This window comes from Streptomyces sp. SLBN-118, assembly GCF_006715635.1.
Lineage (GTDB): Bacteria > Actinomycetota > Actinomycetes > Streptomycetales > Streptomycetaceae > Streptomyces.
Genome location: NZ_VFNP01000001.1, coordinates 72,982 through 98,544, shown reverse-complemented (window position 1 = coordinate 98,544; position 25,563 = coordinate 72,982). Strand labels below are relative to the sequence as shown.

General features: G+C 67.5%; 21 protein-coding genes and 1 pseudogene. 17 read left to right on the top strand and 5 right to left on the bottom strand.

Translation table 11 applies throughout. The features are described from left to right. Positions 1–145: 145 nt before the first annotated feature. On the bottom strand, positions 146–523 hold the full coding sequence (locus tag FBY35_RS36560; protein WP_260848441.1) for a DUF6193 family natural product biosynthesis protein: 378 nt from the start codon (positions 521–523) through the stop codon (positions 146–148). 932 nt (positions 524–1,455) lie between these two features. Between FBY35_RS36560 and FBY35_RS00500 the strand changes: the two genes are divergently transcribed. Continuing rightward, positions 1,456–2,253, top strand: coding sequence for a hypothetical protein (locus FBY35_RS00500; protein WP_142211880.1), 798 nt, complete (start codon positions 1,456–1,458; stop codon positions 2,251–2,253). A 133-nt stretch (positions 2,254–2,386) separates the two neighbouring features. On the opposite strand, the gene FBY35_RS00495 is transcribed toward FBY35_RS00500, so the two are convergent. Then, positions 2,387–3,163: a hypothetical protein gene (locus tag FBY35_RS00495; protein ID WP_142211879.1), complete on the bottom strand. Its 777-nt coding sequence runs from the start codon at positions 3,161–3,163 to the stop codon at positions 2,387–2,389. 417 nt (positions 3,164–3,580) lie between these two features. On the opposite strand from FBY35_RS00495, the pseudogene FBY35_RS37875 reads away from it, so the two are divergent. The 15 genes and pseudogenes from FBY35_RS37875 to FBY35_RS00425 all read left to right on the top strand — a co-directional run. Then, positions 3,581–4,018: pseudogene (locus FBY35_RS37875) on the top strand (RNA polymerase sigma factor); the annotation flags it as partial. Between the two features lie 100 nt (positions 4,019–4,118). Beyond that, positions 4,119–4,778, top strand: coding sequence for a hypothetical protein (locus tag FBY35_RS36740; RefSeq protein WP_260848440.1), 660 nt, complete (start codon positions 4,119–4,121; stop codon positions 4,776–4,778). Further along, positions 4,739–4,951, top strand: a complete 213-nt coding sequence (locus FBY35_RS37870; protein WP_399208325.1) for a hypothetical protein — start codon at positions 4,739–4,741, stop codon at positions 4,949–4,951. Before FBY35_RS36740 ends, FBY35_RS37870 begins: the two co-directional genes overlap by 40 nt. A gap of 254 nt (positions 4,952–5,205) precedes the next feature. Continuing rightward, positions 5,206–6,012 carry an alpha/beta fold hydrolase gene (locus FBY35_RS00475; protein ID WP_142211877.1) on the top strand — a complete coding sequence of 269 codons (807 nt, stop codon included), beginning with the start codon at positions 5,206–5,208 and terminating at the stop codon, positions 6,010–6,012. 567 nt (positions 6,013–6,579) lie between these two features. Then, entirely contained in the window at positions 6,580–9,321 is a 2,742-nt protein-coding gene (locus FBY35_RS00470; protein WP_142211876.1) for a hypothetical protein, read from the top strand. Between the two features lie 333 nt (positions 9,322–9,654). After that, a complete protein-coding gene (locus FBY35_RS00465) occupies positions 9,655–10,164 on the top strand; it encodes a hypothetical protein (protein ID WP_142211875.1) in 510 nt (169 codons plus the stop codon). A 555-nt stretch (positions 10,165–10,719) separates the two neighbouring features. Then, positions 10,720–11,907 (top strand): ABC-three component system protein, encoded by a 1,188-nt coding sequence (locus tag FBY35_RS00460; RefSeq protein WP_142211874.1) that lies wholly within the window; start codon positions 10,720–10,722, stop codon positions 11,905–11,907. A gap of 86 nt (positions 11,908–11,993) precedes the next feature. After that, a complete protein-coding gene (locus FBY35_RS36730) occupies positions 11,994–12,281 on the top strand; it encodes a three component ABC system middle component (protein WP_260848438.1) in 288 nt (95 codons plus the stop codon). Further along, positions 12,232–12,438, top strand: a complete 207-nt coding sequence (locus FBY35_RS36725) for a three component ABC system middle component (protein WP_260848437.1) — start codon at positions 12,232–12,234, stop codon at positions 12,436–12,438. Before FBY35_RS36730 ends, FBY35_RS36725 begins: the two co-directional genes overlap by 50 nt. A gap of 5 nt (positions 12,439–12,443) precedes the next feature. Further along, a complete protein-coding gene (locus tag FBY35_RS00450) occupies positions 12,444–12,779 on the top strand; it encodes a hypothetical protein (RefSeq protein WP_142211873.1) in 336 nt (111 codons plus the stop codon). Further along, positions 12,725–13,672, top strand: a complete 948-nt coding sequence (locus tag FBY35_RS00445) for a hypothetical protein (RefSeq protein ID WP_142211872.1) — start codon at positions 12,725–12,727, stop codon at positions 13,670–13,672. Before FBY35_RS00450 ends, FBY35_RS00445 begins: the two co-directional genes overlap by 55 nt. Positions 13,673–13,698: 26 nt before the next feature. Further along, positions 13,699–14,418, top strand: a complete 720-nt coding sequence (locus FBY35_RS00440; protein WP_260848436.1) for a DUF3732 domain-containing protein — start codon at positions 13,699–13,701, stop codon at positions 14,416–14,418. Positions 14,419–14,743: 325 nt separating this feature from the next. After that, positions 14,744–15,274, top strand: coding sequence for a hypothetical protein (locus tag FBY35_RS00435; protein WP_142211871.1), 531 nt, complete (start codon positions 14,744–14,746; stop codon positions 15,272–15,274). Then, positions 15,267–16,739, top strand: a complete 1,473-nt coding sequence (locus tag FBY35_RS00430; RefSeq protein ID WP_142211870.1) for a hypothetical protein — start codon at positions 15,267–15,269, stop codon at positions 16,737–16,739. The genes FBY35_RS00435 and FBY35_RS00430 overlap by 8 nt, the downstream gene beginning before the upstream one ends. A 302-nt stretch (positions 16,740–17,041) precedes the next feature. Further along, positions 17,042–18,307, top strand: coding sequence for an IS256 family transposase (locus tag FBY35_RS00425; protein WP_142211869.1), 1,266 nt, complete (start codon positions 17,042–17,044; stop codon positions 18,305–18,307). A gap of 214 nt (positions 18,308–18,521) precedes the next feature. Here the strand turns inward: FBY35_RS00425 and FBY35_RS00420 are convergent, their stop codons facing one another. The 3 genes from FBY35_RS00420 to FBY35_RS00410 form a co-directional block, all read right to left on the bottom strand. Next, positions 18,522–20,129 carry a GGDEF domain-containing protein gene (locus FBY35_RS00420; protein WP_160159187.1) on the bottom strand — a complete coding sequence of 536 codons (1,608 nt, stop codon included), beginning with the start codon at positions 20,127–20,129 and terminating at the stop codon, positions 18,522–18,524. Between the two features lie 59 nt (positions 20,130–20,188). Further along, positions 20,189–22,999, bottom strand: coding sequence for a response regulator (locus FBY35_RS00415; RefSeq protein WP_142211867.1), 2,811 nt, complete (start codon positions 22,997–22,999; stop codon positions 20,189–20,191). A 164-nt stretch (positions 23,000–23,163) separates the two neighbouring features. Further along, entirely contained in the window at positions 23,164–23,355 is a 192-nt protein-coding gene (locus FBY35_RS00410) for a DUF6381 family protein (RefSeq protein ID WP_142211866.1), read from the bottom strand. Positions 23,356–24,600: 1,245 nt separating this feature from the next. On the opposite strand from FBY35_RS00410, the gene FBY35_RS00405 reads away from it, so the two are divergent. Beyond that, on the top strand, positions 24,601–25,563 hold the full coding sequence (locus FBY35_RS00405; protein WP_142214821.1) for an L-threonylcarbamoyladenylate synthase: 963 nt from the start codon (positions 24,601–24,603) through the stop codon (positions 25,561–25,563).

The following is a 25,563-nucleotide window of genomic DNA, read 5'->3' as shown; positions in this document are numbered from 1 at the left end:
CTTCCCCGGCGCGTAATGGTGTGCTCGGGTATTGGAACGCTCGGAATACCCCAGCGAATGTCGTGAGGTGAGCGGTGTTTGCGGCCGGGGTCATTCAGCGCCTGGGTTCGTGGTCGGGTGATTGCCAGGCCAAGCTTCATAGTCCTCAAGCTGTTCGGGGGTTCCCACAAACGCCGGGCCGGCGTTGGCCGGCACTCGCGATGACCATGGCGATGGCGTCTTCTGCGGTTGCGGCTGGACCGACCGATTCAGTGCGCAGTGGGCCGGAGACCCAGTAGCCGCCTCCCTTGGCGGGCTGGATGTAAGGAATGTCCCATGTCCAGCGGTGTTCGGTGCAGCGACTGAAGTGCAGTTCTCCCATGCCTGTCCAGGGGAAGAGCTGCCGTAGGCGAGGATGGCCGTAGGCAGCGTTGATGAGTTCATCGCGGACACGCCCGTCTCGGCGAACGGCCTGCCAGCCTGCTTCCGTGGCATCGTGGCTTGCAGCGGTCTGCGCGTTCTCATTCTGGTCATCGAGGGGCACGAGTGTCTTCCTCCTGGTGCGGGTGAGTCTCCCGGCGGCTGACCTCAGCTGCGTAGGCGCCCCAGTCTCCGGCGGCGGCCCGTTGCCATTTTGACGGCGACGGTGATGTCGATGCCGAGCGTGCGAGCGAGGACCGCGGCGGGCAGTTCCGTGGCGAGTTGGAACAGGGCAGTTGAGCGGGTCTCTCGAGCCGGATGCCGAGTTTGCGGAGACGTTCACCCATGGCCCAGACGCTGATCGGGCGGCCGGGCTGACCGCCGCGGAAGAGCCAGGGTGAGTCTGTCCGGGCGAGAACGGCGTGGCCGCGGCGGACCGCGACTTGCTGAAGGGTCAGCTCAGCGACGGGGCCGGGCAGGTCGACGGGCGATGACGGACCTGCTCAGGCACGACGGCGCTCGCTGAACTACGTACTGCGAAGGCCAACAGAGCGCCAAGACGAGCGCGTTATTGACCACGAAGTACCAGGGACTCACCCAATCGCGCTCTTTGTCCACGAGCCCTGGCCCATCCTCGCGATAGAGATGACGCAGCAAGCGATAGCGCACCGGAGCCCCAGCAACCAACAAGAGCGGCGCCACGGCCACCGCCCCAATCGTCACACCGAACCGGACAGCATGGCTCCCGGCAACATTCCCGACCTGCATGGCTCCAGTCTGCCGATCAGAAGAGCCCCAGGCACTGATCTCTCACGGAATGTGTGATCCCACGGCTCACAAACAAAGCCACGCGTGAGCCTACGGCCGTGTTCCGGGACGACGGGGCTCTGCGGCGCCGGGCGACTTACGGCAGTGAGGGCTGGGGCCCTGACTACATGGTCTTCCCTGATGGCCCGCCACGGTGCCTGCGCGGGCGCGGGGTTAGGGTTTCCGGGTCGCCGCGTCCGGCGATGACGATCGGCATGTCATGGCCACGAAACTGAGGGGGATTTTCCTGTGGCGACTCCGCCACCACCGCACAGCACCGGCCCGCACGCCTGGCCGTCGCAGCCCATCGGCCCGTACGCACCATCTCCCGGCCCGTACGTGGCACCGCCGCCGGCGAACTCCTATCCACCACCGCATGGCGCCTATGCCTCCCCGTACCCACCTGGCCCGTACGCACCGCAGGCGGGCGCGCCCGCCTGCCACATCTGCGGGGCGATGCCCGCCGTACCCGCCACCGTGCGTGGCCATCAGGGCATCGTCGTCATCATGCGGTTCCTGAGCCTGCGCGGGCCCTTCTGCCGTGACTGTGGCCTCTCCACCGTCCGTGACATGTCCGCGAAGACCCTCTGGCAGGGCTGGTGGGGACCGCTGTCCGTGATCATCACGCCCATCACCCTGCTGGCAAACCTCGCCACGTGGGACCGGATCCGCAAGCTCGCCGCCCCGACGGGAGGCTTCCGGACGGCGCTCGCCCCGGGCAGACCGCTGACGCGCCGCCCCGAGGCTCTGCTCTTCCTGGTGCCGATGCTGCTCGTCGCCGTCGCGATCCCAGCCCTGATCGTGACCGGCCTGCTGGTCGGCGACGGCAGCACGCCAACTCTCCCTGTCGGCGCGTGCGTGCGCAACGAGGGCGACTGGGCCAACCAGGACTTGCAGATCACCGACTGCAGTGCACCCAGCGCCCAGTACAAGGTGACTCGCCGACTGGAGAAAGCCGGTTCGACATGCGCCGACGGCGACTACCTGGCCGACCCCAAATACGGCCCGGACGGTGCGACCATCTCCTGCCTCGAGCCAATTCACTAGCCCCTCCGGCGGCTTCCTGCAACGGGCAGCGACCGGGAGCCGCAGGAGGCCATGGGAGCGTGGCTGCCACCTCGCCGACTTCGTTTCGGCAGAAACGAAGTCGCAAGCCGGCCCATACGCCGGTCGCCGATGCTCACGCCTGCGCCCAACGGCTTTCCAGGCCAGTCACCGCTGGCTTGTTGTCCTCAGCCCACTGGTCCGCGGTGGGCGTCTGGGGTCCGGTAGTGGGTGCCTGGGGTCTTGGATGGTCGACACACCAGCGCAGGACCTCCAGCATCAGCCTGACCGCTCGGTCTGCTGACTCCGTCGAGTAGGCGGCGTACTCCGGGCCGGTGTGCGTGTCCAGGGACGGATGGGGAACCGTCTTCCTGGGCTTCTCCTCGTGGTGGACCGACGCGTCCCGAAGACTGAACAGCCACTTGAACTCGTCGACCCAGGCGGTGTTGCGGGGCCCGGTGGCGAACACGAGCTTCAGGCCCTCGTGGACCGCCGTGCGCCGCTTGGTGCGGTTTCTCCTCCACTGGGCCCGGCTCGTTGCCGGTACCACCGAGCCGTAGAGGGCATCCAGCGTGTGCGCTGAGGAGGCCACGGCGACCAGCGCAGCGTTGAACTCCTCATTCAGCGCGGAAGACTCCGCCGAGGGGTCGGTCGCTGCCACAGCCTGCTCACGAGCCAGGCGGGCCGCCAGCGCCTGGTCGATCGCAATACCGGCCCAGCGGGGCCACAGACGAGCCGCGATCTCAATCCTGTCGGGGCCGTGAGCCGTGGCGGAAACAGTCGCGAGGCCAGCAGGTGCTTCAGCGCTGACTCGCTCGCTCCCGCACTGGGGGCACTGTCGCTCCTCCGGCGCCGTCTGCTCGATCGCATCGTCCGGGTACAGGCACCCGCACTTGGCGCACAGATGGGCCATGGGAGAGACAGTAGAAAAAGGAGACTCCAGGCGAAGGCCCGACACGCGAGGGCTTCGAGATGTGCGGTGCGCACTGGGAGTGGGGGGCGCGCGCGGACGAGCGCGCGCTTGTTCGCCGAAAAGTCTTGAGGGGCGGCTGAAGGTTCGGGGGCTCTGAGCGATGGGATGACTTCATACAGTCACCACACGCCGGGCTCCGGGCCCGGCGTCGACCCGATAGGGGAGCCATGTGGATTGGGGATGGGGCGACGTGACGTCAGCGGTAGTCGCGGCGCGCGTTTTCGGCCGGGACATCGCGCTGTTCGGACGGCGACTCCGGGGAGCCGGGGTCCGTGTCGGAGCAGCTGAGATCGCCCGGGCACGCCGTGGGACCTCCGACACCACGCCTGCCTCGGGCGAGAGCCTGCAGGAGGCGCGATGACCCGCCAAGTACCCGACCCGCCGCTGGACTTCCAGGCCTTTTACCAGCGCTATCACCGCGCCTACCTCAAATACGCGTACCTGCACCTCGGGGAGCGCACGGTGGCGATCGAGACAGTGGAGTCGGTCTTCGTCCAGCTCCTGGAAACCTGGCCGGTGGTTCTCACCCAGCCCAGCGTTCAGCGCTACGCCCACTCCGTACTGCGCCGCACGCTCGCCAACCAGCTGGCGCTCCCCCACGGCAGCACAGCCCTGGTGGAGACCGCGACCTTCGCCAAAGTCCGCACCGCCACGCGTCGGCAACTGGAGGTGCTGGAGTCGTCGCTCGGCCTGTACGCCGCCATCGCGCGGCTGCCCGAGCGGCAGATGGACGTCGTCGTGATGCGCTTCGTACTGGACTACGACGTCACCCAAGTAGCGGAAATCATGGGCGTCTCGGTGGGGAGGTTCGCTCGCACACCCATGCCGCACGCAGACGCCTCGCGCGCGAACTCGGGCTGCAGTACAGCAAGGAAACGGAAGCGGAGGAGATCGCATGACCCGCAGGGAGGACCGCGACCACATCAACGACCTGCTGCCTCAGGCGCAGGTGCTGGTGCCCGGCTTCGAGTTCGACGCCGACGAAAGCGACGCGATGCTCGACCGGATCGCCCGCCGGGCACTGAGCCGGGCCACCGACGCGATGGACGAGTGTGCCCGCCTGGTCAAAGCCGAGTCCCCCGGCCGGCGGCGCCCGGAGCCGGTCCCCGCGGACCCGCCCGTCTACCGACGGGCCGCCGTGAGCCTGGCGGAGCTGTCCGGTCGGGTCGTGCGCGATCCGGACACGGTGGAGGCCATGGCCCAGCTCGTCAACGAACGCTCCCGCATCGAGCCGGCCGGGGCCCTCACCTTCGCCTGCCTGCTCTACCTGTCCGACCGTTCCGAAGGCGCCCAGTTCTGGTGGCAGTTCGCGGCAGGAGCGGGTGTCGCCACCGCTGCCTACTGCCTCTATCTGCACCACACGCAGTACAGCGAGGACGACATGGCCCGTCTCTGGTACCGCCAGGCCCTCATCCTCCACCACACCGGGAGCGACCACCTGTACCCGCGCATCGACACCGCCCCCCCACCCCGCTCACCGGCAGCTTCTACACCCCCCGCGCCGTTGTCGCTGCGATCACGGCCATCGCCCCGCTCCGGCACGGCGACCGGGTAGACGACCCCTCCTGCGGCACCGGAGGCATGCTCAGCTGGGCACTAGATCACTTCAAGCTCGCCGACGCCGTATGCCGCCTCGAAGCAGACACCGACGAGGACTACGGCCTGGTCCCCCGGCCTGATCCAGCGCTCGCCGTCGAACTCGAGGAGCACATGGAACACGCCCCATGAGCTCGCGGAAACGAGTGAACGCTGGTGACCTCGGGCTGACTGCGTTCAGAAAACGAACCCGATCGGATGCAGGGCTACCGACGAAATGCGGCTCGTCAGGTGACGGAATGCCCATCGCGGAGTCAGCGGGCGGGCGGCCAAGTGGGGCGGGCGCTCACACACCTGGGCGCTCAGCTGCACCGTCGCGTTGCGGGTCATTCAATCGGCTGCGGAGACTGAGGGTGAACGGCGGCACTCCAGAGAGGCTTGCGGCGATGGGCGGATACGTGGAGCTACCCGGCGTGAAGACGTGGTACGAGGTGGAGGGCGCTGGCGACTCGCTGCTCCTCCTTCACGGCGGCTTGTGCACGAATGAGACCTGGGGGGCCCAGAGGGCCGCTCTCGCGGCGAGGTACAGCCTGTTCCTGCCCGAGCGTCGCGGGCACGGGCATACGCCCGACGTTGAAGGACCGCTCTCGTACCAGGACATGGCCGATGACACCATCGCCTTCATCGAGTCGGTCGTCGGCGGTTCGGCCCATCTCGTCGGATGGAGCGATGGCGGGATCGTCGCCCTGCTCGTCGCCATCGCCCGCCCCGACCTGGTCCGGAAGGTTGTGGCCATGGGGGCCAACTTCCTCCCCGCCCCGGAGAGCTCTGCGGCGCCGGCGATGCTGGACGACATGTCGGCGGATGCTCCCGCCATGGCGGAGTTCCGCGGGATGTACGAGGCCGCGTCGCCCGACGGCGCCGCCCACTGGCCGGTCGTCGTGAACAAGATGGTCGACATGATCGGCACGCAGCCCACCATCTCCACCGAGGACCTGGCTCGCCTCAGCGCGCCCACACTCGTCCTCGTTGGCGACGACGACCTGATGACACTCGAACACACGATTGCCCTGTATCGCGCGATCCCCAACTCCGAACTGGCCGTCGTCCCGGGAACCTCTCACGCGCTGCCGATGGAGAAGCCCCAGCAGGTCAACCAGCTCATTGTCGACTTCCTCACGAACGATCCGATCCCAACGATGTTCCCCATCCGGCGCGCCACGGGGACACCATCAGGCGGCGGTCCGGCATAACGCCAGGGGAGCCAACGGACGACGTCGACGTAGGGAAGTTCACCCGGGAACCCTCAGATCTCAACACGGGAGATCCACACATCACGAGCTACGTTTCCGCAGGTCAACGAATTCCGTCGGTAGCCCATGCATTGTGTGGCAGCTCTTCCCGCCCGAGGTAGTGGGAGTGGCTGCGGCCGTTTCTGCCGGTCAGTAACAGGTATTGTGGGCGGTGGCGGGATCCACCGGCAGCGCTGGTTGTGGTCGGCGGACGGGATCTGGGGGCGGGTGGTCCAAGACCCCGGCGTCGAAGCCGGGTGGTGCTGTCCATGATCTGACGGTTCGGAAGTCGGTGCGCCCGCCCCTGCCTCCCCGGTCAGCGTCGTGCCTGTGCGGCACGACGGATGCACGGGCTGTACCGGTGATTCCTGCCCCGATACTCCCCGAACCCCTATTAGCCCAAAAGAGACTGTATGGGCTTATTGCGAGCCCGATTCGGGCAGGTCACGACCAACACATGCCGCGTGGCGGGCCAGCGCGCCAAGGGGCGGCTCCGTACATGGAACACGTCCGCCTCGGGAGGCCGTCATGCCTGACACCACCCTTTCCGCATGCACCACGGCTCCACTGGCCAAGTCCGTGCTCGCTCTGCCGGTGACCGCGCTCCCTGGCGTCGACGCCGACACTCGCGACGCGCTGATCGGCATCGGCGTCCGCACGGTCTATGACCTCGCACACTCCGTGGTGTTCTCCACCGCGGCATCGCTGAGTACCGGGACCTGGCCGACAGGCTCCCCTCCAGCTGACTGGGTCAATAACAAGCATCCCAAGGACAAGCCGCCAGCGACGTGGTCGGTGTCGACACTGCGCGCCGTCGCAACAAAAGCCGGCGACACTCTCGAGAAGGCCTTGAAGGTCAAAAACATTGGCGAGCTCGCTCAATGGCCGACGTATCTGTTGGCGCGCAACTTGCTGGACCTCGCTGTCGGGATTTCCGCCGCAGCCGACAGCGGCGCGGGCTTCGACGAGACGGTGCCGGCCGACCTGATCCCGGGAAACGCTCTGCCGACGGAATCGGTCCGCTACACCACACTCGTGCTCGGCGAGGTTCACGGACCCGCGTCCGGTGCCAAGCCCAGCAGTACGCCGATCCTGACCGCCGGACAGCTGGATCTCAGCGCCGCCCTCGCCCAGGCGGGGGCCGGATTCCAGTACGTCGCGGAAGGGGCCCTGCTCAACTACGAGCAGTCCTGGTACCACCAGGGACTCGCGCTCGGAGACGTACGCAAGACCATCCCGCTGGCTGCCGGCGAGGTGGTCCGGGTTGCCCAGCGTGACTGGACCCGCCGCCAGGCAGGCTCCCGGTCCGAGGCCGGGTCCGAAGCGGAGCAGCTGGTCAACGCCACCACGCACAACCGAGCACTGAACGAGGTCGCGGCCGCGGTCGCCAGCGAGGCTCAGAACGGGTCCACGACCACGTTCGGGAGCTCCTACAGCCACCAACAGGGCGAGTCGTATAGCGGCGGGGTGCTCGGCGCTATCGTCGGCGGCCCGACCATCAGCGGCGGCGAGGCCAGCAACACCACCAACGCCATGACTGTCACCGGCAGCCAGGGCAAGCGCACGGTGAACTCTTCCATGCAACAGAACATCAACGAGGCCACGCACCAGCACGCGTCGGCCGCGCGGGACCGCCGGGCGACCGTGGTCGAGGAGATTTCTGAAAGTGACGCGGCCACGGCCAGTACCCGCATCCTGGCCAACTACAACCACGCCCACGCGTTGAACGTGGTGTTCTACGAGCTGATCCAGGTGTGCCGGGTCGAGACCCAGCTTCGCAAGGTGGACAAGGTCCTGTTCGTCCCGTTGAAACTGCTCGACTTTGCTGCCGCCGACCTGACCCCGGACAAGGCGACGGCGCTCATTCCGCACGCGATCAGCCCCGACATCCGCGAGCTGTTGCTGCGCTACGTCAAGGGCCCGATGGCACGGTTTCCCACACTGCCGAAGGGGCCTACGCCCGACCCGGCGCCAGGGCAACCGACGTTGCCGACGACCACCACCACGTCAACTATGTCGGGGGCGTCGCTCGGACCGCTGGTGCAGCCATTGGCCGAGCAGGTGGGCCGGATGCGGTTCGTCTACCCGGGTCTAGTTGAGGCGCTGAACCGAGCAGACGTCGCAGCTGACCGGCTGCCTCTGGCGGACGCGGCACACGTCACCACGATGGAGCTGACCGGGGTCGACGCGGGGGCGCAGGTGATCGCCACGCTCGCCGATGGCAGCCAGGAGGTCGCCAACGTTGCGGCGACTGGCGAGGCGAAGTTCTCCAAAGAGCTGGACTTGACCAACGTCCTCAGCCTCACCCTCAACACCAACAACGTAGCCGTCAGGCCGAACGCCACGCTCACCTTGCCTGTGCTTGGGAAGGGCCCTGCCGCCGCGCTCACGTTGCCAGTCTCCGGCGGGACCCTGACCACCCTGATGGAGGTTCAAGGGGCAGTCAGCGACCTTGAGCAGCAGAGGCTACTTCTGCACCTACAGCGCAATCGGGTGCGCTACAACCAGGCTCTGTGGGCCGAGCTCGACGAGACCGCGATCGCGATGCTTCTGGCCGACTACACCTACGGCGACGACAGCGATCTCAAGCCGCTACTGCAGTGGGTCGACCCGAAGCCGGTGGGTTTCGTCGGTAACTACCTCGCCTTCCGCATGCAGCTGGACCCCAAGGAGGTCAGAGGCGGCCAAAAGGGGAAGACCGTGCATCAGAGGTGGTTCGACTGGCTCAAGGACCATGGCTTGGGCGAGGACCAGCTCGCACCCGACAAGGCCAACTCAACCCTGGTGTCGATGCCCACTGATGGCCTGTTCGCCGAAGCGGTACTTGGCCGGGCGAACTGCGCGGAGAAGATCGACATCAGCCGGTTCATCAACTGGCACGAGGCGCCCATCCCGATCCTGCCGCCAGAGATCGCTCCGGTGAGCACCACTGGGCAGCCGCAAGGCATGGACCTCAAGCCCGGTCAATTCCCCACGCCGCTGGTCAACATCGTAGGGCCGACCAGCCTGCCCGATCCGACCATGGGCACGGCCGCGGTGAACGCGGTTGCCAACGGCAATATGTTCCGCGACATGAGCGCGGCCGCCGCCACGTTGGGTCTGGCGCAGGGGGCATTGCAGGCATCGCAACCGGTGCACAGTCGGCCAGCGAGCAGGCAACCGAACTACAGGCCAAGCAGCTTGAGATCGCTGGCAAGATCGCAGAGGTGGCAGCTCAGGCGGGCGCGGCGTACCTCACCGGCGGAGCGAGCCTGGCTGCGACCAGTCTGACCGCCGCTGGCGGGCTGATGAACGCGGGTAAGAAGGTCGACTCCACAAAAGCCAACGGCAGCGGCTCCGGGGCGCACTAGCCTCGGGCGGCGCGAGCGGCGGCGCCACGGGGTCGAGCGGCGCCAGCTTCCCCGAATCGCTCGGCGGCGACGGCGGCGACGGCGCCGGCCGGGGTGGGAACGGTTTGGTGCTTCCACCTGTGTACGGCGGTACTCGGGCTGCCGACAGCGTCGGCTACGAGGAGCGGGCGTTGCTCTCAGCGCTCGGTCAGACCCCGGCGCCGCCCACCCTAGACGGAATCGGTGGCAGTGGTCCGCTCCGCTCGGTGCCCTGATGGCGCAGATTCTCGGTGCCACGGGCCAGAGTGCCGGCGCAGGCAGCGGTGCGACGTCGAAGCCGACGCTCATTGTCGGTCAGAAAGTACCGGACACGAGTGAGACCGACGTGGTCGGAGCCATCGCGGCGAAGGTGAGTCGTGGCACCGCAGAGTTCAGAGCCCTGGTGAACAACACCAATGCCGACATCGTCTTCAAGGACGAGGAGAAGACCGGCGCCGACCGAAGGATGACACCCCGGTTGCGCGACAAGCTTGCCGAGCTCGCCAAACTCGTCACTGCCGAGTGGCCGGGCAAGAAACTCCGGGTCACCGAGGCTTGGGACGAGAACGGCGAACACACGTGTACAAGCGTGCATTACGAAGGACGCGCGGCCGACCTCACTATCAGCGACGGTGACAGGGCAAAGCTCGGACGCCTGGCCCGACTTGCGGTAGACGCAGGGCTGGACTGGGTGTGGTATGAGAACGGGGCACACGTCCACGTATCGGTGACCAAGAGTCCATAATTCGGGGGTCTGGCGGTGCGGGCAGTCGCGCCATACCTGGCTCTTTGTCCGGCCGGGTCTCAGCTTCAAGCGACGTCTGGGGCGGCTCGAGCGGGGCGCCCGGCGTATGCGCCGCAAGGTGGAGATTGCCTAACTGGGGATCGTGGCGCCGCACCCGCGGACAGACCGGCACCGCCGGCCTCCTGACCAATGCGGCAATCGGCACCGACAAGGCGAGAAGCCGACCAGGAAACCTCCGCCGCCGTCAGGAGTCCTGTGCGGACCTCCGCGCAACTCATCCCCGACCTCGCCCGGTGGCAGGTGCGATTCGACATTCACCCTGGCATCCCGTTGAAGGACCTCAAGGGGACCGTGGCGCCAACCATCGAGGCCCAGCTGACCTTGGACATCCGCAGTCAGCCACAAGCGGGTGGCGGAGCCGCCCGTGCCGCAGTGTGGCTATGGGGCTCCAGGGCGGGGCTCCCGGCCGACGAAATTGAAGGACTCCGTCATGTCGATATCGAATGACCTGTCCGTCGGCTGGACGTGATCGTTGTGCCGGTGGAAACTCGGAGGATGGCCCAGGCTTCGCATAGCGCTGCTCCAAGTGCGATTGGCTACCAGCATCAGACGTGGTGGGCGCTGGTGGAGCTGCTGCGGTCCGGGGCGAGCCGCCCCGATGCGGCGATCACGTTGGAGTTGCACGATGACGTCGCGTGGGAGCAGGAGGGCACCGCGACGCAGTTGCTGCAGGTCAAGCACCACCAGAGCAGCCATAGGGCGCTGACGGACTCGGCGACCGATGTGTGGCGGACTCTGAAGGTCTGGATGGATACTGCCGTGCCCGGCGACTCCGCTGGTCCTGAACTGGTGCTGGTCACCACTCAGGTTGCGGGGGAAGGTACAGCCGTCGCGGCTCTGCGCCCGCAGACGCGCGACGAGGAGGCGGCTCTGGGCCTACTGGAGTCCGTGGCACGCGAAGCGACCTCGAAGGAGACCGAGGTAGCTCGCGGGCAGTTCCTGGCGCTGGATCAGGCCGACCGTCGCACGCTCGTGTCCAGGATCCAGATCGTTGACGGATCCGAGCACATCGAGGATGTGCCAGCGCTGGTACGGGGGCACCTGCAGTGGGCGTTGCCGACCGGGCACGAGGACCTGTTCTTGGCGATGGTCTGGCGCTGGTGGGACGAGCAGGCGCTGGCGATGCTGCAGCGCCGGCTGCGTGGCCTCGACGTGGGGGCGGCACAGGCGGCGATCGCGGATATCCGCGACCAGTTCACCCGTGACACTCTGCCCACCCTGGTGGAGTTGACGGGCGTCGATGCCGACACGGTCGCTGAGGAGTACCGGACTCATCCGTTCGTGCAGCAGATGCAGTGGGTGGCCTATCCTCCCCGCAACCTGCAGAAGGCGATCGTGGACTACTACCGTGCCTATACGCAGACGGTGCGGTGGCTGGACGAGGACCTCATTGGTGTCTCTGAGTTGACCAGGTTCGAGGCCGAGCTGGTCGACGAGTGGGAGCGTGAATTCGAGTGGATGCTCGATGGCCTCGATGATGACGCCGACGATGCCGCGAAGCAGGACGCGGGGAAAATGCTGCTGCGACAGCTGCTGGCCCAAACTGGGATCACCGTCCGCTCCCGCTACAACGACCCGTTCTTCGCGCGCGGGAAGCGCCACATTTTGGCGGACACCGGACGGGTCGGCTGGCATCCCGACTTCGAAAGCCGCATCCAAGAGCTGCTGCAGGTCAACGCATGAGCGGGCGTTCTACCCGCCGGGGCCGCGCGCACAGTAGGGGGGACGCTTTGACGGCGTGGGCGGATCGGCCGCCGATCGTGGCGGCGATGCTTAACCCGGCGCTCATCTCCGCGGTCCTGGCCACCGCCGCCGACGGCTACCGCAAGGAGTCCGACCACGGGATGCCATGGCCGCTGTCGTTCGTCGTCGCCCCCCTGGTGCTGCACCGCAAAACCCGGATGGCGCTTCCCTCCAACACCCGGACCCACCTGACGAGCTGGACCTCGCGCAACCCGGTGCTGCGGGCCGGCTTCCCGCCGCGCGCCCAGGACCCTGGTCGACCCGGTGAGGGAGGGCCTGCGGTTCGGCGTCTCGCACGGTGTCCTCACCTTTGAGACCGACTGCTTGCGGGGAAGGATTCGAAGGCCCAGAGGGTTCCGCATGCCCGACGAGCTTGACGACATCCTGCGCAGGACGAACTTCGTCGGCCGCTGGCTGGCGAAGACCGACAGCACAGCTACTGTCTTCGCAGTCCTCGGCGTGGCACCCTGATCACCGTGCAGCTACTCTCCGTCATTCTGTACAGCACCACCGGTGCCCGCCGAGTCCTGGAGTTCACGCCAGGAGCTCTCAATGTCGTGACGGGGGAGTCCAAGACCGGCAAAAGCGCGCTGCTCGACATTGTCGAGTACTGCCTGGGCCGCGACACGATGCAGATGCCCGTCGGACCCATCACCAGCACCGTGTCCTGGTACGCGGCTCTTTTCGACCTGGACGGCGGCCGGGCCTTCGTGGCCAGGCCCGCACCCTGCCAGGCAAGGCGTCGACGCAGCGGGCCATGCTGCAGTTCGGCGCAGACCTGGAGCCGCTTGAGTTCGCCGAACTCGAAGTGAACTCGGATTCCAACGCGGTGCGCGAGCAGTTGGGCCGGCGCATTGGCATCGAGGAGAACCTGCACGAGCCGCCCGCATGGTCCTCTCGCTACGCCGTCGAGGCACACATCGGCCACGCGGCGCTGCTGTGCCTGCAGCGGCAGAGCGAAATCGCGGATCGCGACCTGCTGTTCCACCGGCAGGGCGAGCAGGGCATGGCGCAGACCCTCAAAGACACCATTCCCTACTTCATTGGGGCGGTGCCGCGCGACCAGGCGCTCAAGCGCGCCCAACTCACCGCAGCACGCCGCGAACTGCGAGACGCAGAAACGGCATACCGCCACGCGGAGCAGGCCGCTCAGGCGGCCGACGCCAGCCTGACGGCACTGTGGCGCGAGGCGTACGCTCTCGCCATGGTCGACTCCGAGGAGCCACCGGACCGGCCCACCATGATCGGAGCGTTGCACGCCGCAGTCACCGCGGTCGCCCTCCTGCAGGCACCTGACAGCGCGACCGCAAGCCGGGTCGCGACCCTGCAGCGCGACTGCGATGCTCTGCGCGACAGCCTGCGTGGCATCGCAGCTGAACGCGAGATCCTGCTCCAACAGAACTACGCCGAGACCGACTTCACCAGCGCGGTGCAGGTGCAGACCGCGCGCCTGGCCAGCCTGAACCTGCTGGGACTGTCCCCCAACGGCGACCAGCCGACTGTCACCGCAGGCCGCGGCGACGATCCCACGGCATGCGCGGTGTGCGGATCGGAACTCGCCGAGCCCGACCCCACCACGGCGCAACTGAACCAGAGCCTGCAACGCCTCAGCGACCAGCTCAGCGGGGTCGATTCGGCGCGTCCCGCCAGGCGCGCGGCCCTGGAAGAACTGGATGGAAAGCAGCGCAGCTACGCGACCAATTGAGGGCGGCGGAAGCAGCTATCCGGGCATTGACCGCCAGCCAATCGGCGACCGAGCAGCTCCCGGAGACCGCACGGCTCGATTTCACGCGGGGCCGCATCCACGCCACGCTCGCCGCGCTTCCCGGCAGTTCCGACACGGAGCTCGCCCGGCTCAAGCTGCTGCACGAATCAGCGATGTCCCGGGTCGCGCTGCTGGAGGACCAACTCAACCCCGCGGAGGAACGCGAGCAGCTCACCTCACGCCTCATGACGATCAGCCAGGACATGACCAGCTGGGCCGATCGGCTGGAGTTGGAGCACGCTGGCGGAAGCGTCCGCCTCGATCTCAGCCGCCTCACGGTCGTCACCGACACCGAGCAAGGCCCCGCCCCCCTGTTCCGCATCGGAAGCGGCGAGAACTGGATCGGCTACCACCTGGTCGCCCATCTCGCGCTACACCGCTACTTCGTCCGACAGAACCGTCCGGTCCCACGGATTCTCATGCTCGACCAGCCCACCCAGGTCTGGTACCGCTCAGAAGTCGAACAGAGCACAGGCAGACCAGGCCAGGACAGCGACCGCGAAGCAGTCAACCGACTCTTCCGCCTCATCTACGACGTCGTCCGCGAACTCGCCCCCCACATGCAAGTGATCGTCTGCGACCACGCCAACCTGCCAGAGGACTGGTTCCAAGCCTCTGTCACGCACAACTGGCGCGGCGGGGAGCGGCTGATTCCCCAATCGTGGATCGACGAAGCCACTCCCTGACGAACCGCTGACGAAGTCCGGACTTCACCCCACGGAGTCCCCCGCCGAGAGAGACTATTCCGGCCTGCAGGCGACGTCCCATGGTTCGAACCACACGGACAGGCCGACACGGCGTGGGAAGGATCGACCGGCGCGTGACCTCGACTACTTTGAGCTACAGATATGTACTGAAAGTAACGGCGGTGATGATTATGTCGAGATGCCAGACGGCCAAGTGGGGGTGCCCGCTGGGTGAGAATTGCCCAGGTTGGCCAATTCCGGGGCAGAGCGGTTGGGGCGACATCGGGAGCCTCGGTGGGAAGCAGCTGGCTCCGGTGATCCGCTCATGAGCGACGGCGAGTGGGTCGAAGACGAATGGGACGGCACTCTCGCGGAAGGCCTGGCACGGCGGGCCGGCCTTGACCCCTCGGACCTCGCCTCGTTCGAAAATGTGACTGGACGTTCGGACCTTGAGGCGGCGGTCACTGAGCTCGTCGAGGCTCTTGGCGGGGCGGTCGAGTACACCGAGTCGGCTGACAGCGCGTCCGAGGCTCACCTCATCGTTGCCCGGGTCCACCTGCGGCTACGTGAATCAGCGTTGAAGCTGGTCGAGCATGCGGTTGCGCTCGCCGTCGCGCTCGCCCTTCTCAATCCCGGGGGTCTCGTCAATGCCGTACAGCTCGTCCAGACCGTCCACGACGCGGCGACCATCCTCTCTCCCGCGGAGCGAGAGGCCGCCAGGTTGATCAGGGAAAACCGGCGTCGTGGCATCACGACCTCACGCGAGGACCTCGCCCCCTTCGGGGTGGACGTGGACAGCCTCATTGCGAGGGGCGTGCTGGCCGACGGAGAAGGCGGCCTGTCTGTCCGTGCCTGAACACTTCACGCCGCACGGTGTCTACCGGACAAGTTCGGACATCATCGAGGTGTCCGGCACTTGGGAGCAACTGCTTGAGCTCAGGAAGTGGAAGGAGCGCCGTGGTTCGTTGAAGGAGCCCACTGACGCCCACCTGAGGGCCTACTTCACCGAGGCGCACGAGCACATGCATCGGGTGGACGTCATGACGACACCCTTCGGGCTCCTGCTCTGGCGTATCGACGTCGCGATCACGATCGACGCCAGGGCCCTCGTGCCGCAGTTCGGGCACCCTCCCGTTGGCACGCCGCTCGTCGAGCATTGCCGCGGTACTTCGCTAGGGGTCCCGGTCGGACTAGACGAGGTGCGCACCCATCGGATGGTGCGATGCACCGTTGAAGAACTCGATCGGCTCGTCCGGTTCCGGGACTACCTCTGGAGCGGCGCTCCGCCCGGCCTTACCTGTGCCCAGTTGGCAGACGAGGGCAATGAGGTCCTTGACATCCTTCGGAAGCGCTTCGACTTGGAGACAACGTGGCGGTTCACCACGATCAACTCTGACGCTCCCGCCGCCGTCTCGGTACCACACCGCTGCTCGTTCGGCACCGTCGACATCCTTGAGCGCTCCGCCATGATCTGGGAGCGTCTGTGGGTCCTAACCACAGTTGAGAAGCGCTGGCCGGCAGCGGTCCAGTGGTGGCTCGATTGGCGTAACGCCCGGATGCGCTACCGGGACATGGGTGACCTCAATGACCTCGTCAACATGGAGGCACATAAGCGTCTTGCCCTCTTCGCCCTGTCCGGCCCGTGCGATCCCGCCCTCGACCTGGACGCCAACGTGCCCATTGAAGCGGCGTTGCCGACCATGCGATGGGACGCAAGCCGGGCGGCAGCCGCCGACCCCCAGCGCCGCTCGGACAGGCTCGAATCCCCCATTGCGGGAACGCTAGACACCGTCCAGGTTTACGAGATGCTCGCAGGCGCCACCCTCAATGGCCGATACGGCCTGTTCGGCAACGCCGAACGGGCAGGCAACGGGGCCCGCGCAGCCGACCCACGCTACTCATATTTGGCCTTCGTGCTCCGCAGGTTCCAGGACGAGTTCGCACAACGCTCAAGGGTTGAGGCGGGACTGGGTAGCGTGCGGAATGTACCCCGGGTCAACCCGTTGGTGTCCCTGTTCGACGACGTCTGTGTGGTCCACCTCACCGAGGTCATCGGGGTTGACATTCGTAAAGTCGAGTCGGGCCATCTGCTGTTAAGCCTTCTCATGGAGTACATCCATCAGGAGTTGGCCAAGCACAACGTGTGTGGCGAAACACCCGACGCCGAGCGATTGTGGCTTCGGTTGCGGCCTATGGCGTGCAGACTCGTCACGGACTTTCACGACGACCTACCGACACGCACCGAGGACCCCGACGAGCTACTTGGCCTCGCCTTCCTCAGTTATGCGGCGTCGACCTACGGGCCGGGGTCAGCACGCTGATCGTAGCCACGAACGTGCGCAGCAGCCACGCCCCCGACACACGACGAGGACACGGCGCTCGCGCGGAGCCCCATGGTGCCATCCAGCGCAGCGCACTACCCGAAGCGGTTCCCCCCTCCCCCAGTTCCAACGCGACGTAAGCCCTTCTCAGCCTGCACCGGTCAGGTCCATACCGTCCGCGCGGCCTGACCAGCCACGCCGCACGCTTCTGGGGGTGTGCCTGAAAGATCGTGTAAGTCCGTGACGTGACAGGTTGGCCCGGGGGCTCGTAGTGGGTCCCCTGGCCTCCGGATCGGACGGACATGAGCGAGAAGGAGAATCCGGCGGTCGAGCCGGATGAGCTGGTGGATGAGGTCGTCGAGCGGTTGATGGACCGTGCCGATGCCTCAGGGACCGCCCTGCTGGGTGAGGGCGGGCTGTTGACCGAGGTGACCCGGGCCGTGCTGGAGCGGGCCCTCGAAGCCGAGATGACCGGCCACCTGGGTTACGAGAAACACGATCCCGCCGGCCGCGGGTCGGGCAACAGCCGCAACGGCACCTCGCCCAAGACGGTGCTGACCGACGCCGGAGCGGTGACGGTCGCCATTCCCCGCGACCGCAACGGAGCGTTCGATCCGAGGATCCTGCCGAAAGGTGCCCGGCGCCTGGCGGGCTTCAACGAGCGGATCCTGTCGTTGTACGCGCGCGGGATGAGTGTGCGGGACATCCGCTCGCACCTGGCGGCCATCTACGGCGTCGAGGTCTCCCCGGACCTGATCAGCACGGTGACCGACGCGGTCGTGGACGAGTTGGCCGCGTGGCAGAACCGGCCGCTGGACGCCGTGTGGCCGATCATCTACATCGATGCTCTGTGGGTGAAGATCCGCTCGGGATCGGTGGTGAGCCGTCCGGTCTACGTGGCCGTGGGTGTCGACATGGACGGCTGCAAGGACGTGCTGGGCCTGTGGGTCGGTGCCGAGGGCGAGGGCGCCACGACCTGGATGGCGGTGCTCTCGGAGCTGCGCAACCGTGGCATCGAGGACGTGTGCATCGTCGCCTGCGACGGTCTCAAGGGGCTGCCCGACGCCGTGGAGGCGACCTGGCCGAAGGCCACGGTTCAAACTTGTGTGATCCATCTGGTGCGGGCCTCGCTGCGGTTCGCCTCGAAGAGGGACCATCCCAAACTGGTGCCGACACTCAAAGCGATCTACACGGCGCCGACCGAGCAGGCCGCCGAGCAGGCCCTGGACGCCTTCGCCGCCTCTGACCTGGGCAAGCGTTACCCGGCGATCGTGAAGACCTGGCAGGCAGCCTGGAGCGAGTTCACGCCCTACCTTGCCTTTCCCGCTGAGATAAGGAAGGTCGTCTACAGCACGAACATGGTCGAGTCGATCAACGCCCGGCTCCGCAAGACCACCCGCAACCGCGGTCATTTCCCCTCGGAACAGGCCGCGTTGAAGGTGCTATACCTCGCGGTGCGGGAACTGATCGAACCCAAAGCGCGCGACATCAACCACGTCGCCGCACACTGGAAGAGCGCCCTCAACGCGTTCGCGCTGTTCTTCGAAGACCGCATCAGCGCCCAGTGAAAATCAAGGACTTACACAAGAACGCTTACACGCCCACCGCCGGTTGGCCTGTTTGCACGACCTGGCATGTCAAGAACTGTCTCGCTCCGACTCGAGGCCAGGATTCTCTGGCCCATGGCGAATGCCCGTCTTGAGGGCGTGCATGAGTGAAGAGGACGCCGGATTGAGCTGGTTGGTGGGCGTGGGCCCGGGCCGGTTGAGGAGGCGGCGACCATCAGGAGTTCTCAGGTCCCCCTCTGCTCCGCCTGACGCCCTCCCACAGTGGCGTGGAAGAGGAAGACTGCTGCGGGGGTTCGAAGAACGCGGCCTGGTTCTTGCCTGCGGTTTTGGCTCTGTATAGGGCGGTGTCGGCGTCCCGCAGCGCGTCTGAGGGTGCGGTCGGCCTGGTGATGCTCCGTGCTCCGATGCTTGTTGTCATGTGGACCAGATGGCCTTGGGCGAGGGTGAAGGGGTCTTTGAACGCGTCGAGGATCCGCTTGGTGTAGTGGTGCAGTGTGCTTTCGTCCACGTTGTCCACGAGGAGTGCGAATTCGTCTCCGCCGAGTCTGGCCACCAGGTCCTGCTTGCGGACCCTGGCCGTCAGCCGCTGTGCGACGTCGACCAGCAGCTCGTCGCCGGCCGGGTGCCCCAAGGTGTCGTTGACGTCCTTGAAGCCGTCGAGATCGAGCATCAGCAGTCCGCGGGGGGAAATGGCGGAGCACCGGCCGAGAGCGGACTCCAGGCGCTCGTTCAGCAGTGCTCGATTGGCCAGACCCGTCAGCGGGTCGTGGGTCGCCTGATAGCTCAGCTTCTCCTGGAGCAGTGCCTGCTCTCGCAGTGATTCTGCGAGAGCGTCGGCGTGCGTCCGTGCTTCGGTGGCCCTGCCCTGGGCGTAGCCGGCCAGGAACGCGATGCGCAGCACCAGCAGCAGCGACAGGCTCGCCATCATGGCGACGATCACCTTGACGTTCACGGGCTGGTCCTGGGCGCCACCCGCATTGGCCAGCACGATCAAGGGCCCCAGCAGGGTGAGCGCGATCAGGATCGACAGCCGCCGCCGGGACAGCCTCTCCTGGTCTTGCGCCACCTGTGTCGGCCGGGCAACGGACGAGTGCAGCGCCGCCGCCCCCAGCAGAAGGGAGGAGACCATCCAGCCCACTTCGGCCACGTCCTCCGGGATCACGGTCCCGGTGGCCAGCGTTCCGTAGTACAGGCCGTCGGCAGCGAGCAGAACCAACAGCCATCCGATGACCAGAAGAAACGACGGTGTCCGCGTGCCCGTGGTGAGCATCAGCCGCGCGGCGATGGACAGCAGCACCAGGTCGGTGACGGGATAGGCGATGGACACTGCGAGCGGCCACGCGGACATCTCGCTGCGCAGGAAGGGGGCGATGATGAACGCCCAGGACACAGTGGCGGCCCCCAGCGTGACGATTCCCGCGTCCAGCAGCCCCGCCCAGTGCAGGCGGCCTGCCTGCTGCCTGGCCAGCGCCACCAGGCCCGCGGCAAGCAACAGGTAGGCGCCCAGGTAGAGCCAGTCGGCCACGCCCGGGAACGGAACCTCGACGCCGCGGACCTGGTAGAGACTCCAGATCGTGTCCGCCGCCGCGTACGGTGCCATGGCCGCGGCCAACAGGTACCAGGGAAGAACCGATGGCGGCTTGTTCCTGGTCACTCCCACCACGATCGCGAAGACGACCGAGGCAGACATCACCGCGCCGAGCATGTAGCGCGCTGCGGAGGAGGTGACCAGATAGGTGACGATCACCGCGGTCCCTGCTGCCGCGTACGCCCAGGCCGCCGCATCGCGGCGGGAGGGCAACCAGACGTGAACCTTGCCCACAGGCCCTCCTTGGCTGCTTGAGCCCGCACCCGCCCAGGCGGCGGCATGCGGGCGGGTCCTCATCCAGATCCCTGGCCGGGGAGGTGGGAGCGGAGCGTCTCGAGGATGCGGCAGGTGCGGTCGAGTTCGTCCTGGAGGCGCGGAGCGGTCTGGGCAAGTGAGGCCGGGGCTCCGGCCTCGGCAAACTGCTCCAGCTCCAGGCAGCAGGCAGCGAGGCTCTGGGCTCCCATGTTGCCGGCAGCGCCTTTGAGGCTGTGCGCCTGCTCGGCGATCTCGCGGGCGTCGTGGCGGTCCAGCGCGTGAAAGAGTGCGCTGGTCATCTCGGGGGCCCGGACGAGGAAGTGGTCCACCAGCCGGCTCACCAGTTCTCGCTCGGCCGGGGTGCCGGCGCCCCGCAGTTCGTCCAGCCGCCGCTCGATGGAGGCACGCAGGGGCTCTTCGCCCTCTTCCGCAAGAGGATCGGGCTCCTCGCCGCAGTGAGCAGGATCGATCCAGCGGGCCAGGGCCGCTTCCAGGTCGTCGGCGGCGACGGGTTTGGAGATGTAGTCGTCCATGCCCGCGGCCAGGCAGCGTTCCCGGTCCTCGGCGAGGGCGCCGGCCGTCATGGCAATGACTGGAAGGCGGCTGCCGCCGCCTTCTTCCCGGCGGCGCAGCTCTCGGGTGGCGGTGTAGCCGTCCATCCGGGGCATCTGGCAGTCCATCAGCACGGCCTGGTAGGTGTGTTCCTCGGTCATCTGCAGGGCCCGGATGCCGTCGGCGGCGATATCGGCGCTGTAGCCGAGCCGGGTGAGAAGGCCCTGGGCCACCATCTGGTTGATCTCGTTGTCCTCCACGAGCAGGAGATGGCCGCGGTGGGCAGGCGGGGAGGTGGTGGGGGCAGGGGTCGCTTGCGCTGCAGCTTCGGCGGGCGGTGACTGGGCGGTGAGCTCGACCATGGCGTCCAAGAGCTGGGACTGCTGGATGGGTTTGGGCATGCTGCGTGCGATTCCGGCCGCGTTGAGTTCAGCGGCGGCCAGCGGCACGCTGGAGGTGAGCATCAGCAGCGGTACCCGGCCGATGGTCGGGTCGGTGGTGATCCGGCGGGCGAGTTCCAGGCCGTCCATGTCGGGCATCTGCATGTCCAGGAGGGCCAGGTCGAAGGGGCGGCCCGCGGCCGCTGCCTCGTGCAGGGCCACCAACGCCTGGGGCCCGCCCTCGACCGTGGTCGGCTGCATGTGCCACCTGCGCAACTGGGTATCGAGGATCAGCCGGTTCGTTTCGTTGTCGTCGACGACCAGCGCCCGCAGCCCGCGAAGGGTCGCAGGAGAGGCCTGGGCCGGCGGTTGCTCGGTGGTGTCAGGGGCGCGCACGGGAACGGTGAACCAGAAAGTGCTGCCCTGGCCGGTCCGGCTGGTGACGCCGATGGAGCCGCCCATGGCCTCGGTGAGCCTGCGGCAGATGGCCAGGCCGAGGCCGGTGCCTCCGTAGCGGCGGGTGGTGGAGGCATCCGCCTGGGAGAAGGCGTCGAACATCCGCTCCTGGTCGGCCTCGGCGATGCCGATGCCGGTGTCGGCCACCTCGAAGCGCAGCCACGGCGACTGCTCCGCAGAGGGCTGGGCGGGGGCAGGGCGAACGCGCAGCAGGACCTCGCCGGACTCGGTGAACTTCACGGCGTTGGAGGCCAGGTTGAGCAGGATCTGCCGCAGCCGGCCGGCGTCCCCGTGCACCATCACGGGCAGGTCGCGATGGCAGTCGCTGAGCAGTTCCAGGCCGCCGGCCTGGGGGGTCTGCGCCACCAGCGAGACGACCTCCTCCACCAGCTGCTGGGGACTGAAGGCGACGTCGTCCAGTTCGAGCTTGCCCGCCTCCAGTTTGGAGAAGTCCAGAATGTCGTTGATCAGCGACAGCAGTGCGGTGCCGGCGGCCTGGATGCCCTGCGCGTAGCGGCGCTGTTCGCCATCCAGCTCGGTACCCAGCAGCAGGTTGCTCAACCCGATGACGCCGTTCATCGGGGTACGGATCTCATGGCTCATGGAGGCCACGAACTGCGACTTGGCCCTCGATGCCTCCAGCGCCCGGTCACGGGCTGCCGCCACCGCATCCTCGGCCTGCTTGCGCTCGGTGATATCGCGGATGAAGGCGTTGAAGCACCGCCCCGAGCCCGACTGCAGCCGCCACACCGCCAGTTCGACCGGAATCTCGTGCCCGTCGCGGCGCAGTGCACTGATCTCGATCTGACGGCCCAGCACATGATGCTCCCCACCCGCCAGCACCCGCTGCAGACCGGCCGAGTGCGCAGCGCGGTAGCGCTCAGGAATGATCAGATCGGCCAGCCGCCGGCCCATCACCTCCCAGCGGCTCCAGCCGAACAACCCCTCAGCAGCCTGGTTCCAGTCAGTGACCAGACCGTCCTCATCGATGGAGACGAAGGCGTCCCGGGCCGTCTCGATGACCGAACGGGCCTGCTCCTGCAGCAGCCGCAGCGCCTTCTCGCGGCGTCGCTGGCCCTCCGCCTCACGGATGAACCCGCGCACTTCGAGCGGCTCGCCTGCGGCGTTGCGGACCACCCAGTTCGTTGACTCCGTCCACAGCCAGTGTCCGTCGGCGTGCCGCAGCCGCAGGCACACCACCACACGGCCATCGCGGAGCAGATCCCGCTCAGCCGACTCGAAGTCCTCCACATCGCCCGGATGCACCCAGGACGCGACCGCAGTCCCCACGATCTCCTCGACCGGGCAGCCGAGCAACACCGCCCCCGCTGCTGACACCTCCCGGTAGACGCCCTCGACCGTGCGGGCGAAGACCATGTCCGCGGAGTTCTTCACCAGCAGCCGGAACCGCTCCTCGTCATCAGCCGCGTACTGCTTCGACGCCGGCCGGTCCGCTTCCATCTTCCGCCTCCACACGCCATGCGCCCACTACGGGACGAGGATCAGGACCGCTCGGGCAGAGCTCCCCAAGGCCCCCCTTCCCGGGGTGCTGTGGGGGTATCGCAGGAGCGGCAAGCCCCGTACGGATGACGTGGAGCGGCTGCCGGCCGCCCCGGGCACGACCGCTACAGCATCGGGTCGATGTCACGTACGCCCATTCCGCTTTCCTGCTCGCTCTGCTCCGTAAGCTGGCGGGCCTTCTCCTTCAGCCGCTGCCGCTCCCCGGGATCAGTGACACGCTCCGCGGCCTGTTCCATCTCCAGCGCTCTGCGGCGCAGCTGCTGGGCACGACCGCCGAACTCGCCTGCAACGCTCATGATCACTCCTCGACGTGGTTGGGGCAGCGGCCCCACCAGCCAAACAGCGCCCCCTCATCCGCGCATCCCGAACGGTCACCCACCGCTATCGGCCCAGTACGAGAGAGGGCCGACGGCGGCATGCGCAGGTCAGGCGGCCTACAGGCAGTACGGGGTGACGTCGCGGCCGGTGACGGGATGGGCCTTGCGGCGGGACCGACGTGCGAGTGATCAGCAGCCCCGGCCTTCAGAGCATGCTCGGCGCGGAGTTCCCGGTCTGGCCCGTGCCACGGGACGCAGGGCGCGTCAGCATGTGCATGCGCCCTCCTCGCCGCTACGACCGGCCTCCTGGGAGGGCAGCCGGAGTACGCCAGAAACAGGCATCGGATGGTCTTCGTATGAGTTGCGACGGGTCTTCAGTACGGCTTCTTCCCTGGTCACACGCCCGTGACGCGATTTCCGGCGGCTGCTGTGGGTGCTCCGTACGGGTGAGCGGCGGGGATCATGCGGCGCATGGCTTCGGTGGAACGTACCGCGTACCCGCGGTTTAAGCGCACGATCACCTCCCGCGAGCTGCACGAGGCGTTCACTCCTGCCCCGTCCGAGGTGGCGTGGGCGCGGGGCAAGCGCGGTCGCCGGAGCATCTGCTGGCGCTGGTGGTTCCCAGCCTGGATAAGGTGCCGGAGTTGGTGGTCGGGCACGTGCGGGGGCTGCTGGTGCTGGATGAGGACGTGCAGCCGCAGCACGACGCTGACCGTACGCTGCGGCATCACCGCACGATCATCCGTGAGCGGCTCGGTGTGGAGTACGGCAAGGAGAAGGCCCGCAAGATCGCTTCGGCGGCGATCCACGAGGCGGTGCAGACCAAGGACAACCCGGCTACGACCTCATCGATGCGGGCTGGGAGATCGACCCGGTCGACCTGGCCAGCATCACCCCATATATCACCAGCAAGATCCGGCGCTTCGGCACGTGGCAGCTGGACATGGAGCCCCTGGACGGGCAGGCGGCCGGCCACCTTCGGCTGGCGGCATGAACCGGCCCACCGGTGCGGACCGGCATCCGCTGGCGAGGCTGTTTCGGCTGACCCACACCGGCAGCGCCTTCACCATCGAGCGGTCGGGCGGACGGTGAATACCTTGACCGGCCGGGAGCGCCGCTGCGCGTACGGCCTCGGGGCTGGATCAGTGGTTGGCGCTGAGATTGATCATGGCAGTCGCCAGTGGTTGATGTGCATCTAGGATTGCGAGGGTGACGGCAAGCACCATGGACATTGAGAAGGCGGCCGGTGTGCTGCGGGCCGGGGGCCTGGTGGCCCTCCCGACCGAGACTGTCTACGGTCTGGGCGCCAACGCCGAGGACCCCGCCGCCGTAGCGCGGATCTTCCAGGTCAAGGGACGCCCGCCCTCCCACCCGCTGATCGTCCACATCGGCAGCGCGGAGCAGCTGGACGACTGGGTCCAGGATGTGCCCCAGGCGGCGCGCCTGCTGGCCGAACACTTCTGGCCGGGGCCGCTGACCCTGGTCCTGCGCCGCGGTCCCCGGGTGCTGCTGGAAGCGACCGGCGGGCTGGAGACGGTGGCCGTGCGGGTGCCCGACCACCCCGTCGCGCTCGCGCTGCTGTCGGCATTCGGCGGCGGTGTCACGGCCCCGTCCGCCAACCGTTTCGGCTCGGTCAGCCCCACCACCGCGGACCACGTCCGGGCGGAGCTCGGGGACGCCGTCGACTTCGTACTGGACGGCGGCCCCTGCCAGGTCGGCGTCGAGTCGACCATCGTCGATGTCACGGGCGAGACCCCGAGCATTCTTCGGCCCGGCGGGGTGACGCGTGAGGACCTTGAAGCAGTGCTGGGGAGCCCGGTCGCGGTGCCTTCGACGAGCGGTGTCCGGGTGCCGGGCCAGCACCCGTCGCACTACGCACCGCGGGCGCGGGTCGTTCTCGTCGAGCCGGAGATGGTCGTTGCCGAGGCTGAGCTCGCGCAGGAACTGGGGCACCGGGTGGGCGTTTTCCTTCCGCCCTCCTTCGCCGGCACTTCGGTCAAGGCCCACGCCGTCGTGGCGGTCCCCGCCTCGATGGCCGCCTACGCGCACGGGCTGTACGGGTACCTGCGTGAACTCGACCAGCAAGGGTGCGACCTCATCGTCGCGTCCCTGCCGGTTCAGGAGGGGCTGGGGCTCGCGATCTCCAACCGGCTTCGCCGCGCTGCGGGACCCCGGACCACCGTGTGA